Source organism: Streptomyces lunaelactis (assembly GCF_003054555.1).
In the GTDB taxonomy this organism is placed as follows: domain Bacteria; phylum Actinomycetota; class Actinomycetes; order Streptomycetales; family Streptomycetaceae; genus Streptomyces; species Streptomyces lunaelactis.
In genome coordinates, this window is record NZ_CP026304.1 from 3,740,629 (window position 1) to 3,753,633 (window position 13,005).

Annotated in this window: 12 protein-coding genes; 6 read left to right on the forward strand and 6 right to left on the reverse strand. The window is 68.9% G+C overall.

The window, feature by feature from the left end:
- Window positions 1-329 precede the first annotated feature (329 nt).
- The gene (locus SLUN_RS16855; RefSeq protein WP_108149264.1) at window positions 330-3,173 is read right to left on the reverse strand and encodes a LuxR C-terminal-related transcriptional regulator; all 2,844 of its coding nucleotides are present in this window, start codon (window positions 3,171-3,173) and stop codon (window positions 330-332) included.
- A gap of 243 nt (window positions 3,174-3,416) precedes the next feature.
- On the opposite strand from SLUN_RS16855, the gene SLUN_RS16860 reads away from it, so the two are divergent.
- The 3 genes from SLUN_RS16860 (at window position 3,417) to SLUN_RS16870 (ending at window position 6,963) form a co-directional block, all read left to right on the forward strand.
- A complete protein-coding gene (locus SLUN_RS16860) occupies window positions 3,417-3,902 on the forward strand; it encodes an ATP-binding protein (RefSeq protein ID WP_108149265.1) in 486 nt (161 codons plus the stop codon).
- 96 nt (window positions 3,903-3,998) lie between these two features.
- On the forward strand, window positions 3,999-5,741 hold the full coding sequence (locus SLUN_RS16865) for a sigma-70 family RNA polymerase sigma factor (RefSeq protein ID WP_108149266.1): 1,743 nt from the start codon (window positions 3,999-4,001) through the stop codon (window positions 5,739-5,741).
- A gap of 97 nt (window positions 5,742-5,838) precedes the next feature.
- Entirely contained in the window at window positions 5,839-6,963 is a 1,125-nt protein-coding gene (locus tag SLUN_RS16870; RefSeq protein WP_108149267.1) for an RNA polymerase sigma factor, read from the forward strand.
- Here SLUN_RS16870 and SLUN_RS16875 read toward each other — a convergent pair.
- The 4 genes from SLUN_RS16875 to SLUN_RS40490 all read right to left on the reverse strand — a co-directional run bounded on the left by SLUN_RS16875 (window position 6,950) and on the right by SLUN_RS40490 (window position 9,844).
- Window positions 6,950-7,513, reverse strand: coding sequence for a YceI family protein (locus SLUN_RS16875; RefSeq protein WP_159100275.1), 564 nt, complete (start codon window positions 7,511-7,513; stop codon window positions 6,950-6,952). The two genes, SLUN_RS16870 and SLUN_RS16875, sit on opposite strands and share 14 nt — an antisense overlap.
- 344 nt (window positions 7,514-7,857) lie before the next feature.
- Entirely contained in the window at window positions 7,858-8,238 is a 381-nt protein-coding gene (locus tag SLUN_RS16880; RefSeq protein WP_108149269.1) for a hypothetical protein, read from the reverse strand.
- Window positions 8,235-8,822: a TetR/AcrR family transcriptional regulator gene (locus SLUN_RS16885; protein WP_108149270.1), complete on the reverse strand. Its 588-nt coding sequence runs from the start codon at window positions 8,820-8,822 to the stop codon at window positions 8,235-8,237. Before SLUN_RS16885 ends, SLUN_RS16880 begins: the two co-directional genes overlap by 4 nt.
- A gap of 308 nt (window positions 8,823-9,130) precedes the next feature.
- Window positions 9,131-9,844 (reverse strand): hypothetical protein, encoded by a 714-nt coding sequence (locus SLUN_RS40490; RefSeq protein WP_217505332.1) that lies wholly within the window; start codon window positions 9,842-9,844, stop codon window positions 9,131-9,133.
- A 12-nt stretch (window positions 9,845-9,856) separates the two neighbouring features.
- Between SLUN_RS40490 and SLUN_RS16900 the strand changes: the two genes are divergently transcribed.
- The 3 genes from SLUN_RS16900 (at window position 9,857) to SLUN_RS16910 (ending at window position 11,427) form a co-directional block, all read left to right on the forward strand.
- Window positions 9,857-10,240 carry an aminotransferase class V-fold PLP-dependent enzyme gene (locus tag SLUN_RS16900; protein ID WP_257153745.1) on the forward strand — a complete coding sequence of 128 codons (384 nt, stop codon included), beginning with the start codon at window positions 9,857-9,859 and terminating at the stop codon, window positions 10,238-10,240.
- Between the two features lie 48 nt (window positions 10,241-10,288).
- The gene (locus SLUN_RS16905; RefSeq protein WP_108149274.1) at window positions 10,289-11,011 is read left to right on the forward strand and encodes a thioesterase II family protein; all 723 of its coding nucleotides are present in this window, start codon (window positions 10,289-10,291) and stop codon (window positions 11,009-11,011) included.
- Window positions 11,012-11,130: 119 nt separating this feature from the next.
- The gene (locus tag SLUN_RS16910; protein WP_108149275.1) at window positions 11,131-11,427 is read left to right on the forward strand and encodes a DUF3303 family protein; all 297 of its coding nucleotides are present in this window, start codon (window positions 11,131-11,133) and stop codon (window positions 11,425-11,427) included.
- Window positions 11,428-11,549: 122 nt separating this feature from the next.
- Here the strand turns inward: SLUN_RS16910 and SLUN_RS16915 are convergent, their stop codons facing one another.
- Window positions 11,550-12,851 carry an SUMF1/EgtB/PvdO family nonheme iron enzyme gene (locus tag SLUN_RS16915; RefSeq protein ID WP_108154790.1) on the reverse strand — a complete coding sequence of 434 codons (1,302 nt, stop codon included), beginning with the start codon at window positions 12,849-12,851 and terminating at the stop codon, window positions 11,550-11,552.
- Window positions 12,852-13,005: the final 154 nt, after the last annotated feature.

Here is a 13,005-nt window from a genome sequence, read left to right on the forward strand (position 1 = left end):
CCCCGGGATGCAGTGCGTCCGGCGGTGCTACGAACCTAGGCCCGGCGCACGGGAGTTACCTATCCGTGGCGGCAAATCGCGGGTACCTACTTAACTGCGCGGACTACGGGTGGAGCGCTCTCCGGGTCTGGGCCTCGTGCGCCCCAGCGGGACGTCGGCCTGCCGCTCGACCAGGGGCCTTCGTGAGGGTGTTGCTCGCGGCACCGGGTGCTGCGGATACCGGCGCACCCCACCGCTGCCGTGCCTTTGCGCACCCCTGGGGTCGCCTCGGGGGGAAGAGGCAACCCCTGGAACAGCCGCATGTTGGAACCCCTGGAACCGCCGCGTGCTCACCTTCCTGGCTTGCCGTCGCCATCCGTCAGCGCCAGGTCGTGCCGAGAGACCGCACCCAACTTCTTGAGGGCGCGGGCGACATGCTGCTCCACAGTCCGCGGGGACAGATGCAGGGTGGCCGCGATCTCGCGGTTACTCAGGCCGGCACCGGCGAGCTCTGCGACCTCCTGCTCGCGCGGCGACAGCCGCTCACCGTATCGGGGCCGGCCCTGCGGGCGCCGCTCGGCGCTGGGATGGGCTCGCAGTTCCGCCCGTACTCGAGCCACATCCCATGTAGCGCCGAGAGCTTCCAGCTCTTGTGCGGCGGCGGTCAGTTCGGAGATGTCCGCAGTGGTCTCCGGGCTGCCTGCCAGGGCGCACCGTCCGCCGGCCTCCGCGGCAAGAGCCGCCTCGTAGGGCCGGGGAAGCGCCTGGTAGCAAGCACGGGCGCGCCGAAAGTTCTCGACTGCCTCCGAGAACGCGCCGTCCGCCTCTGCCAGCAGCGCCTGGCACCACATCAGTGCCGCGGTGGCGGCGGGTGTCTGTCTGCTCTCGATGCCTGCCGCGAACTCGTCCACCATCTTCCGCGCGGTGTCCAACTCCCCGGCCCGGATGGTTGCTTCCACAGCCCACGGGGACAATTCGGCGGCCCATACCCAGACGGCCTTGGCCTGCAGTCTGGCCCATGCGTCAGCCGCCTCCCGGGCTGCGGCCGCCAGGTCCTGGCGAGCCAGCGCAAGCCTGATGCGACCACCCGAAGCCGCCGCTACCAGAGGTACCGCGGCCTCTTCCTCGGACGGGCCGACGGCACCGGAGAGCCAGGAGCCCGCCTGCCCCCATTCGCCCTTTGCCAGGGCGAGCACGCCCAGCACCAGCATGGCGTCGCCCGCCCGGTACGGCATCTCGCCCGCCTCCGCCACGTACGCGCGGGCCCGGGGGGCCAGGCCCGCCCAGCGGCCGGTCACCATGTCCAGGAGCAGCGCCGTACCCTCTATCCCCAGTTCCTGGTACAGGTTCCCGCTGCGGGCGGCCAGATTCGGGAACTCGCCCAGCAGCTCGCGCGCTCGCGCATACTCGCCCAGCCAGACCGCGGCATCGATGGCGTTGCACACACCACGTGCCGAGTGCTGGAGAATCCGCAGATCATCGCTTTCCCGGGGGAGTTGCTCCAGCTGCCGCCACCCGTCCCCATCGCCCACACTGAGCAGCACGGTCACCCGGTTCGCCGCGACCGCCGCCTGGACCGTCGCCTCCCCGCTCTCGGCCGCGGTCGCCTCGGCCCGCCTCAGCCAGGCGAGGTTGTCCGCCAGCGGACCACTGGGCCAATAGGGCAACGCCAGGGCCGCCATGGCCCGCGCCGCGAGCGTCGGCTGGCCGCTCAACTCTTCGACAGCTTTGATGAGTTCGATGCGTCCTTCGCTTCCCTGTCCGACCTGGTTGCCGATGAGCAGCCCGAGGTCGAGCCGGATCTCGCCGCGTGCGGCGTCGGGCAGCTCGGGGTCGTCGGCCAGTCGGCGCAGCACCTCGACCGTCTGGTCGGAGCGCAGCCCGCTGTACGCGCTGCGCGCCAGCATCAGGGCCAGCCGGGCCCGATTCGACTGCCCGACCCGGGGATGCGCCAGCGCGTCCTCGAGCAGCGCGATCGCCAGCTGGTGGTCCCCGGCCTCGACGGCCTCCCGCGCGGCGTTCTCCACGCTCTGCAGCCAGTCCGCCGTCCGGCCGGACACGAACTGGTGGCGGGCCAGCCGCGCCCACGGCACCGGGCGCCGGGCCGCCAGTTCCTCGACCGCGCGACCGTGCAACTCCCGCCGCACCGGGCCGGGCAGCAGCTGATACACGGCCGCGGCCTCCATGGGAATCCGGAACCCGTACTGACCGAGCCCGAGCTCGTGCAGCACCGCTTCGGACAGCGCGGCCGTCAGCGCCGCGCGGCCGCTGTCCGCCGACAGGGCCGCCATTGAGGACAACTCGTCCTCTGTCGCGGCCTCGTCGAGTACGGCTGCCGCCCATGTCAAGCGCCGTGTCTCCTCGTCCAGCGCCGCCATGCGGCCGATCACCAGTTCGGTGAGCCGGACCGGCACCGCGGCCTCGTCCACGTGCCTGGCCGTCAGCCGGTCCCGGCCGGCCACTGTGGGCCTCCCGCCCGGAAACGGGCCGGCCGTCTTCAGCCCTGTCACGAGATCGGCCACCGCCTGCGCGATGCCGCCCGAGCGTTCGTAGAGCCTGCTGATGAACTGCGCCGAGCAGCGGTCTTCGCCCAGTGCCTCCACCGCCATCCGGCGGACTTCGGCCTCGTCGAGCGGCCCGAGCCGCAGCCGGACGAGGCTCATCTCGGCGGGGTAACCCACCGGGGCGCCCAGCACCAGCCCGGGACTTGCCAGCTCCTCGGGGCGGTAGGTCAGCACAGCGCGCAATGCTGCCGGAGGATCAGCCAGCAGGGTACGCAGCGCGTGTGCGTCCCGCTCGTGCGCACGGTGCACGTCCTCGGCCACCAGCAGCACCGGAGCGCCGGTGTCGAGCGAGGCCGCCAGTCCTCCCAGCGAGGAGGCCCCGAGCGGAGTCGGCCCCGGCGGCACCAGGGCCACGGGCCGGGTCCCAGCGGGACGTAAGTACCCGGTCCTCGGCACCGCTGATGCGATCCCTTTCGGGCGCGCGGACTCCTGGAGGACAACGGTGCCCGAAGCCGTGAACGTCACCTTCAGGCAAGGCACCCCGCCGAACTCCGGAAGCGCGAGGAGCCACTTCACGAACCGGGTCTTGCCCGTCCCCGCCGCTCCGTCGGCGAGCACCAGCACCGTCGCATCCGGTGCGGCCGACGCCAATGGCTCGCGTACCGCCGTCTCCCACTCGCGCTCACGCATCACGGTCCCCCTGTGTTCTTGCACGCTTGCCAGGACACTGCCCGACCCCGTCTGGTACATCACCAGCGCAATCACGCAATATCCGAGTCCCATGGAAGCAGAGGACCAGGTGACGGTGCGCGTACTCAGCGTTATTGCGTATCCGTAAGCCGGTTCTCCTGCTTGTCGCAGCGGTACGACGGCGGCCACCGTCGGACCGATGCCTCGCACCGCTCATCAGCAACCACTCCAGGAGACATTGGCATGGCCATCATGGACGGCCTTCGCTCCATCAACGCCGACCGCCCGCGGCCGAGCCTGGCAGCACAGCCCGGGCCGACGCGGCATCGGGCGCTGTGCGCCACCAGGGCGGTGGCCGCCGCCGTGCCGGAGTTACGGCACTTCGCGCGCCGTACTGCGCAGCAGTGGGCCATTCCTGAGGAATCGAGCGACGCGCTGTCACTCGTCGTCAGTGAACTGGTGACGAACGCCGTGCTCCACAGCGGCAGCGCAGACGTCACGGCACTGATCGTCTTCGACGGCGTCGCCGTGACCGTCGAGGTCACCGACTCCGGCCGGTGGCTGGCACGTGGCGCCAACCGCTGTGTGGCGGAGGACGAGGACGCCGACTTCGGACGAGGGCTGGACCTGGTCAGGGCCTGCACCAGCTGGTGCATGGTCCAGCCGTCTGCGGCGGGCACCCGGGTCGTGGCCCGTCTCCCCGTCGCGGAGTCCGGAGCCGATCGCTGAGAGGCAGGCAAACAGGCTCGGGCGCCGCCAACCGGCCTTCGCACATCGTCCGCACACCGACCCTCGCACACAGCACTTGGAAGGTTTGGCTGCCCCATGGCCAACGACCACGACGAACCGCCCTCCGACGCCGGGCTCACCGACTTCTTGAGGAACCCGGGCTCCGGCGCTTCGGTTGAGGAGCTGTACCGGCGGCATCGTTCAGCGGTTCTCTCCTACGCATACGCCTGTTGCCGCGATCCGCTCACAGCCGAGGACCTCACCTCGGACGTGTTCGCCCGGGCCCTGCAAGCCGTACGGTCCGGCAGCGGCCCCAAGGCGGCCTGGCGCCCATACCTGCTCACCATCGTCCGCCGGACTGCCGCCGACTGGGCAGGTACGGCACGCCGCACCGAACTGTCACCCGAATTCGAGCGGTGGCTCGCCAACCTGCCCGAGAGGCCGGAGTCCGAAAGCCGCGAGGCGCGCATGCTCCTCCTGGAGGACAGCAGCCTTGTCCTTCGGGCGTTTCGGTCGCTGCCCGAGCGCTGGCAGACCGTCCTGTGGCACACCGGGGTGGAAGGGGAACCGGCCCGGTCCGTCGGTCACCTGCTCGGCGTGGGCGAGAGCGGCGTCAACTCGATTGCTTCCCGAGCCCGGGATGGTCTGCGGGAGACCTGTCTGGCCGCTCTCGCCGACCACGCCGGTACTGATGAGTGCCGCCGCTACAGCCCCATGCTCGGCGCTGTCGTACGCCGCACGGGGCGCCGCAGCACCGAGGACTTCGACCGGCATCTTTCGGAGTGCCGACGCTGCCGCAGTGCGCTGATCGAGCTCACCGACCTCAACGAGGAGCTGAGCTCGGTGCTGTCGGCCGCGGTACTGCTGTGGGGCAGCCGGGCGTATGTGGCGGCCAGGATGACCGAAGCCGGCGTGAGGGCCGCTGGTGCGGCGAGCGCATCCGGGACACCACGAGGTGGCATCTCCGCGGACGGGGATACGGGGCGGCGTTCATGGGCCACCGGCTCCCCGCTCCGCTCGGGCGCGGTCGCCGGTGGCATCGTCGCCGCCGTCGGGCTCGCCGTTCTCGCCCTGCCGATGCGGTCGGACGGTCCGGGTACGGGGCCCTCGTCCGCGCAGGCGGAGGCCGTGCGAACCCGTACGGTTCACGCCGATCCGCCGCCCGTCACCGTCACGGCCAGGCCCTCCCCGCCCACGTCGTCGCGCCCGGCCGAGCCGTCCGCCGCAGCTCCATCACGTACGGCATCCGCCGGACCGTCCGCCCCCCATGGGGCTCGACTGGGAACCGTCACATGGTCGGGCACCCTCCGCAACGCGGGACTCAGCGCACAGTGCGTCGAGACCGCCGGCAGGGCGGTCGTCCAGAACTCGTGCGACGGCAGCGCGGGTCAGCTCTGGGAAACCGTGTCGTTCGAGCCGGAACCGGACCACAGCCGGCTGCGCAACGCCGCCACCGGCGAGTGCGTCAACTACCGTGCGGCAACCCGCAGCACGGAATATCACGACGTATTCGACGTCGGAATGCGCCCCTGCCGCGCGGATGGCGAAGGACAGCTTTTCCAGTTTGCCCCGTACTCGGATCCCTACGGAGGCGCGAGCGACGGCAGCTACGCCGTGCGCGCCGGGCTCGACAACGCAAACCCATGGGGAGAGCTGCAACTCGGCATGCTGGACCAGTCGGAATGGAACGGCCCACCCGCGACAGACGCCCCCGTCGCGCTCACATACGACTACTTCTACAGCTCACGGCTTCGCTACTTCGCCGAAGGCGTCACGGACAGGTCGGACCATCCCCCATTCGTTCCTGCCAACTCGGCGACATCCGGATCGACTCCGTAGACGTCACCGAAGCCCGGTGCCTCAGCGGTCTCCGCACACCCCCAGCTGAGCCGAGTGTGCCCTTGGCTGCCACTGGACTTGAATGGAAGGCTCCTCGATGCAACTGCTCCTGGGATTGCGGCCGCCACAGCAGCCTCTCTCCGACGCGGCTTTGATGCTTGCCATACGCAAAGGAGAGATCGAAACCTTTCGGCATCTCTATCGCCGCCATTACGCCGCTGTGCAGGCGTACGCCTCCCAGTGCATGGCAGGGCCACTGCACGCGCAGGAGGTGACAGCGCGTGTCTTTGCCGGCCTGCTGCAACAGATGCTGGCCGGTGAGTCCCTGGCTGAGCGCCGCCATCCCGGCTGCCTGCGACCCCACTTACTGGGGAACGTCCGTACGACCGCTATCACAAGCTGGCACCAGGAACCCGAAGCCCTGTCACCGGACTTCCGGGACTGGGTCGCGGCGGGATCCCGGTGGCCCTGGGGTGAGGACGGACAGCTGGCTCTCGCGTTCGAGCGACTCCCGGCGAACACCCAGCGTCTGCTGTGGCACTCGGTGGTGGAACGGGACACTCCCGCGTTGACGGCCCGCATCACGGGGCTGGCCCCCCATGCGGTTCCGTCTGCATGCGACCAGGCCAGAAGCGCGCTGTGCCAGGCCCGCACGGACTTGTATCTCGAGCGGCTGGAGCGTCAGGACTGCAGGGATGCGATCAGGCGCCTGGCCCTGCGGCCCGAGGCTCCTCCGTACGAGGAACTCGCAGACCATCTCCGTGCCTGTGCCGCCTGCGTGAGCGTCTACAAGGACGTGACCCGGCTCGACAGGCAGCTCGAAGCGCAATTGCCGGTACGGCTGTTGGGATGGTGGACCAGTGAGCAGTACCTGCGGGCGAAGGCTGCCATCCCCTTACCACTGAGCGAACCACCGTTCCTGGCGAGGCTACTGGAGCGAATCCGGGCAGATGTCCCTTCGGAGCCTTCGGATGCATCCCCCGCCACGGCGGCCACGGCGCCGGGGCGCCATAGAAGGGAGAAGCGCCCGCGCCGCTCCGGAGCCGCCGTCGCGATCGGGGGCTTCCTGGCCGGCGTTGGCGTGGGCATGCTCCTGCTGACCGCCTGTGAGGAACAACGCGGGCAGCAACCGCATGCGCGGCCTGCGTCCGGACCGTCACATGACTCCGAAGGGGAGTGGCTGCTGCGCCCGCTCCACCGTCGCAGTGTCAGCGGTCCTTGACCGCCTCAATCTCCAGTTCCAGCATGACGGTGTCGCCGATCAGCGCACGTCCTCCAGGCAGAGGCACATTGCCCGCCACCCCGAACTGGGAGCGGCTGATCCGGGAGTAGGCCCGGAATCCTGCCCGAGTCCAGCCCAAGGCGTCCGTGTCCACACCGAGCAGGAACAGGTCGAAGGCGACCGGGCGCATCTCGCCCCGGATGGTCAGCTGTCCCTCGACGATGTATCGGCCGTCCTTCCTGCCGACTCGGGAGGACTCGAAGGACGCCGTCGGGTGGTTGTCGGTGTCGAGGTAGTCGGCAGTACGCAGACGCGCGTCCCGCTCGGCGTTGCGGGTGTCGACTGACGTGGTGTCGATCTCTGCCCACACGCTGGACTGCGCGGGCTCGTCCGCAACGGTGATGGTTCCGGAGAACCGTGCGAAGCCACCTCGCACACGGACCATGAGATGGCGCACGGTGAAGCCGACCTCAGAGTGGGCGGGGTCGATCTGCCAGACGCCGGTGAGCCGGCTGATGTCCACGGGGGTGGCGAGCATGGTGATCTCCATCGGTGCGTGGGTCGAGGGGTGGCAGAGCGGGTCGCAGCGACAGACCGGCAGCGCCACATGGCGGGGTCAGCACGGGACGATCCGGCGCCGGCAGCAAGGTCCGCATCTGGGAACCAGCAGGCGGTGAGTCCGGGCCGTGAACCTACGATGCAGCTGTGCGGACCGATGCCTCATCAGGGGCCCGGCCACTCTGGCCGACGCTGTGACACTCGGCAATAAGCGGTCCCTGGACCACCTACACCTAAGAAACCTCCGAAGCGCTGCTGTCTGCTCAGTTCAGTCCCACGGGCAGGGCGCCTCCGCTGCCTCCGCGGCGGCAATCGCCGGAATCTCCCCCGGTGTTGCTACGCGGCGCCCACCGCAGTCAGTAGCGCGACCGGCAGGAGCAGAATCCACTGCGGCAGCCGGAGCAGTGGCTTCGGCCAGTCGACCGACAGCGAGACGGCCAGGAAGGCCGCTGCGTAGGCGAAGAAGTGCGCGGCCACGAACCACGCGACCAGGTCGGCTCCTGCCGTACCGTCCGCCTGCGCAAGGTAGACCAAGCCGGCTGCGGAGAGCACCAGGTCCACGGTGACCATGTGCCAGACGGCATGCATGACGCGCTTGGGTTCGTCTGCGAGCCCGCAGGACAGCAGTGGGCGCACTACGTCCCGGTGCCCGGCGACGATGTGTACTGCGGCCACGCCGAATGCGGTGATGCCCGCTGCGAGAAGCCAGCCGTTCATCGGATTTCAATTCCTTTGGCTATGACGGTAGCCAGCCGGCCGGCCAGCTGCGGGGTGGGGTGCTCTCCGACCAGTCCGATGTGGAAGAACACGGCTCCTGCCAGCGTGTCCAGGACCAGGTCCACGGGTGTACCGGCCGCGATCTCCCCGCGCAGCACGGCGCGTTCGAAGACGATCAGCAGCCGTTCCTTCGACGGAGCCAGGAAGTCGCTGCGGATGCGGGCCTTCAGGGACGGGTCGGCGGCGAAGTCGGCCAGCAGCCCAGGGAGCGCCGCTGCAGCGGCAGGCGAGTGGAACTCCTCGACCAGGCCCTGCAGCAGTACGGTCAGATCCCCGGTCAGCGTCCCGGTGTCAGGTATCGGGGCTTGGTCGGTAGTTGTGAACACGGCCTCGAAGACCAGCTCCGGTTTGCCCGGCCAGCGCCGGTAGATCGTGTCCTTGCCGACACCGGCCCGCGCAGCCACGCCCCCGATCGACGTCGCGGCATAGCCCATCTCGGCCACCAGCGCTGCGGTCGCGCTGATGATCGCCTCGTGCGAACGGGGATCCCTGGGACGCCCCTTGGAGGGGGGAGAGGAACTCATGGCATTTACCTTACGGGTCGACCCGTTTGATAAACACACCGGGTGGCTGATCGGCCGGGCGTGGGCATACGAGCAGGCCCTGATGCTGCAACGGTCGGCCTGCCAAGAATCGATTCGTCAGAGCCATCCCAGGCGCACTGCTTCCATCCCGGCCTGGAAGCGACTCTGAGCTTTCAGTTTTTTGAGGAGCTCCGCCATGAGTCGCCGGACGGTGCGGATGGACACCCCCAAGCCTGCGGGCTATGCCCTCGTCGGTCAGACCCTCCCTCAGCATCTTCAGCAGGGTCAGGTCCCGCTCGTTGGGGCCGTCACAGTCGGGTGCCAGGGTCTCTCCGAGGGGAGCTGCGCGTTCCCAGACGAGCTCGAAGAGTTGGTTGAGGGCCGCGACCACGCTGGAGAGGTGGAGGACGAACGCGCCCCCCGCTGGCCTCCTGGTTCACGGGGATGACGGCGACGGAGCGGTCGCAGAGGATCAGGCGCATGGGCAGTGAGGGAACCGTACGGGTCTGACCGCCCTGTTTCGTGAACCAGGTGGCGTACTCCACCGTGGCGTGGTCGTTGCGCACACTGTCCAGGTAGACCGTCTGCATTCGTACGCCACGGGCCAGGGGCTGCTCGTCCAGGGGGCGAGCGGCCGCCTGGGCCGCTGCGCTGAGAGCGCCTCCGGGCATGAACACGCGAACCTCGGAGGTGGCCTCCCGGGAGAGTTCATGCAGGCGAAGCCGTACGCTCTCCAGGCTGTCGAGGTGTTCCACGCCCTGGGAGCCCGCTTGGATCCGAAGGGTCGTGTACTCGGCGGTCAGCGCAGCCACCAAGGCCCGGTCGCGGGAGAGTCTGGCGCGTCGCTCGTCCAGCTCGGCCTCTAAGCGTTGGAGCAAGGGCGTGAGCTCCACCTCGGGATTCCCCGCGATGAAGCGTTCGGGGCCGGAGGAGGGACGCAGCAGGGACAACTCGGCGAGTCGGTCGAGCGCCGCACGGATCGCTTCCCCCGGCAGGCCGAGATTCCGTTCGATGTCATCCATTCCCCAGTCGGGGTGAAGCTCCTGCTCGACCGGCCGAAGGTGGTCGCGCTCACGCACTGCTCCAACGTCACCGGCGTCGTCCACCCGGTGGAGGAACTGATAGCCGAGATCCGCGCCGCCTGCGACGCGACGATCGTTCTCGATGCCGCGCAGTCCCTGCCTCACCAGCGCATCAGCGTGCGAGAGCTGGACGTCGACTTCATGGCGTTCTCGATGCACAAGATGCTGGGCCCCACCGGGGTCGGGTGTCTCTTCGGCCGAAGCGAGCTTCTCGCGGCGCTGCGCCCCTTGACGGTCGGTGGGGGCATGGTCGACTGGGTCGACCTCGACGGCAGTGTCGATCGGCGCATCCCCTTCAAGTGCTGGATGGGTCCCGTCGCTGGCGGCGCGCGCTGACGGCGCGCCCGGCATCGGTGGTTCTGAGTCGATCAACAGAGGTGTCACATGTCGAGCTTGCAGACCTTGACCCTGGTGTGTTTTCCCCACGCCGGCGGTGGGTTGGGGCGTTATCGAGGATGGCGGGACGACCTGCCGGACGGTGTCGAGCTGGTGTTGCCCGACCTGCCCGGCCGGGAGGGCCGGCTCTTCGACGAGCCCCTCCCGGATGTCGCATCGGTGAGTCAGTACGCGATCCACCAGTTGGCGGCGGAGATCGCGAGCAGCGACAGACTGGCGATTGCCGGGATCAGCTACGGAGCTCTCGTGGCATTCGACATGGCTGCGCGTCTGGAAGCGTCCGGGAAGAAGATCCAGGCCGTGTTCGCCGCCAGTCAGCGAGCGCCGACGACGCGTCTGCCGCCGATCAACTGGCGCTCGATGGACGACGAGCGGCTGCTCGCCGAGCTGACCGAGATCGGCGGGTTGAGCCCGGACCTGGGGGCTGAGGAGGAGTTCCTCGAACTGTTCCTGCCCGTCATCCGAGCAGAGCTCCATGCGAGCGAGACCTATCTCAGGCCCGACGCCTACGACCGATTGCGGTGTCCGATCTTTCTCTACCACGGCAACGAGGACGCCGCGATCCCGTCGTCGTCAGCTCGCGCGTGGCGCGACGAGACCGATGACTTCTCGTGGCGAAGTCTTGAGGCCGCGCATTTCCTGACCGGACCCGACGGCAAGGACCTGTGGTACGAGGCGTTGCGGGAGGACTTGCGCTTCGTACACGACTGACGCCACGGATCAGCGCGGCCCGCCCCACTGGCCCGCTCCGGATGCGAGAGCCCGGGATCGCGACGACGATCGGCAGGTGGGCACGGGTGTGCTGACACGCCAACGAGAGGTGGAAGACCATGAGGGTGTTGCTGACCGTTCAGATGGACACCGAGAAGGCGAACAAGGCGATCACGGGCAAGACGTTGCCCCAGACCATGAAGTCGGTGCTGGACCGAGTCAAGCCGGAGGCCACGTACTTCGGGGCGAAGGACGGGATGCGTACCGCGTTCATCGTCTTCGACCTGAAGGAGGCGTCCGACATCCCCACCGTCGCCGAACCGTTCTTCCAGGAGCTCGGTGCCAAGTTGACCGTGACGCCAGTGATGACCTTCGACGATGTCCAGGCCGGTCTGCAGAAGTACGGATCGAACTGATCGCACGCACGGAGCCGTATGGCACACCACAGTGCCGGATACAGCAGGTCAGAAGCCCTCCCGCCCAGCAGGGCGAGAGGGCTTCCGGCTTGCGGCCGCGGCTCACTCCATAGCCGCCTGGCTCAGGACTTGCCGGGCTTCAGGTCGCCGATGACCCCGATCCGGATGCCCAGCCACGGATAGGTGTGGTTGTAGAACACGTTGTCCTGCGGTTGGAGGCCGACCGCGGTCGGCCACATCTGGTAAGCCGGTGCGTTGGAGATTCCGCCGTGCAAGCGCCGCCAGACCCGCGCCGAGTTCAGTCCGAATGGGGGCGCCGTGATCGTGTCGGTCCACTCGACCGCGTTGCCGCCCTGGTCGAGGGTGCCCCACGGCGAGACGGTCCTCGCCTGGCCGACCGTGCTGAGGCTGCCCTGGTAGAGGGCGGCGTAGGCGATGGGGTCCAGTCCGATCGGGTTGACGGTGGAGCAGGCGTCGGGCTGGACCTGCCCCGGGCACCAGCTCGGTGCCGGCAGGCCGCCGGCGTGGTACGAGGCGAGGGGCTGGGTCGCCGCGTTGGTCACATCGCCGGTGGTGGGGTTGAGGACGGTGGGGCTGGGGGCGGTCGCGTCGCCGTCGCCGAAGACTCCCGGGTTGGTCGGGTACTTCCAGTAGGAGTAGGTGCCGCCACCGCGCGGGTCGTAGTAGGCCGCCTTGATCCACTCGTCCTGGCTCGGCACGACGAAGCCGGAATCGTGGGCTCGGGTCGTATTCGGCCGGGCCAGGTCGTACATTCCGCGCTCGGTCCGCGCCGACAGCCTGACCTGGTAGGTGACGTAGTTGAATCCGCCGCTGCTGCCGGCCCGCTTGGAGATCAGTCGACCGTTGTAGAGCGAGTTGACGAAGCGCGCCGCCCTATGGAAGTTCGCGAAACCGTACGGCTTGTCCGCCCACTGCGGATAAGCCACCGAGTAGTGGCTGCCGTTACGGGCACCGGCGGAGAGATTGATCTGGCCGTACTTCGGCCACGCCGATGAGCTCTCGGTCTCGTCATAGAGACCAAGGCGATTGCGCCCCTCGGGATCGACCGTGTTCAGGAACGCCACCCACTGCTCGACGGTGACTTCGAGCTGCCCGATCTCGTAGGGATACCTGACGCCGCCGACCATCAGACAGTCACTCGACGTCGAGGGGGCGTCGGCGCACGACCTGTAGATGGCGTCCGTGAACGGGACAACGCCCACCGAAGGATTACCGGGCGCGCCCACCTTGGCGGTCGTCACTGTAATGACCGCGCCCTCACGGGCGGGGGTGCTCCCGGGGGAACGCGGCTCGGCGGCGGCGGAACCGGCGTCGGCCATCGCGGACGCGGCGAGCAGCGCCGCTACCCCGCACGTCGCTACGACGGCCCTGCTGAGGCGAGTACGGCGGGAAACGAAGTGCATGGGCATACCCTTTTCGGCCATGGCAGCCCGCTCCGTAGCGAGGAACAGCGCGGAGCGGGCCGACGATCACAACAACGCTTGCCGCCACGCTAGCTCCGGCCACTACCCTCCGCTTCCGATGTGTCACACACGGTTGGGGATGCATCCACGCCCA

Coding starts and splice junctions, on each gene's coding strand:
- SLUN_RS16855 (WP_108149264.1), bottom strand. CDS start 3,173: ATGCGTGAGCGCGAGTGGGAGACGGCGGTACGCGAGCCATTGGCGTCG.
- SLUN_RS16880 (WP_108149269.1), bottom strand. CDS start 8,238: ATGAACGGCTGGCTTCTCGCAGCGGGCATCACCGCATTCGGCGTGGCC.
- SLUN_RS16865 (WP_108149266.1), top strand. CDS start 3,999: ATGGCCAACGACCACGACGAACCGCCCTCCGACGCCGGGCTCACCGAC.
- SLUN_RS40490 (WP_217505332.1), bottom strand. CDS start 9,844: ATGGATGACATCGAACGGAATCTCGGCCTGCCGGGGGAAGCGATCCGT.
- SLUN_RS16875 (WP_159100275.1), bottom strand. CDS start 7,513: ATGGAGATCACCATGCTCGCCACCCCCGTGGACATCAGCCGGCTCACC.
- SLUN_RS16885 (WP_108149270.1), bottom strand. CDS start 8,822: ATGAGTTCCTCTCCCCCCTCCAAGGGGCGTCCCAGGGATCCCCGTTCG.
- SLUN_RS16860 (WP_108149265.1), top strand. CDS start 3,417: ATGGCCATCATGGACGGCCTTCGCTCCATCAACGCCGACCGCCCGCGG.
- SLUN_RS16910 (WP_108149275.1), top strand. CDS start 11,131: ATGAGGGTGTTGCTGACCGTTCAGATGGACACCGAGAAGGCGAACAAG.
- SLUN_RS16870 (WP_108149267.1), top strand. CDS start 5,839: ATGCAACTGCTCCTGGGATTGCGGCCGCCACAGCAGCCTCTCTCCGAC.
- SLUN_RS16915 (WP_108154790.1), bottom strand. CDS start 12,851: ATGCACTTCGTTTCCCGCCGTACTCGCCTCAGCAGGGCCGTCGTAGCG.
- SLUN_RS16905 (WP_108149274.1), top strand. CDS start 10,289: ATGTCGAGCTTGCAGACCTTGACCCTGGTGTGTTTTCCCCACGCCGGC.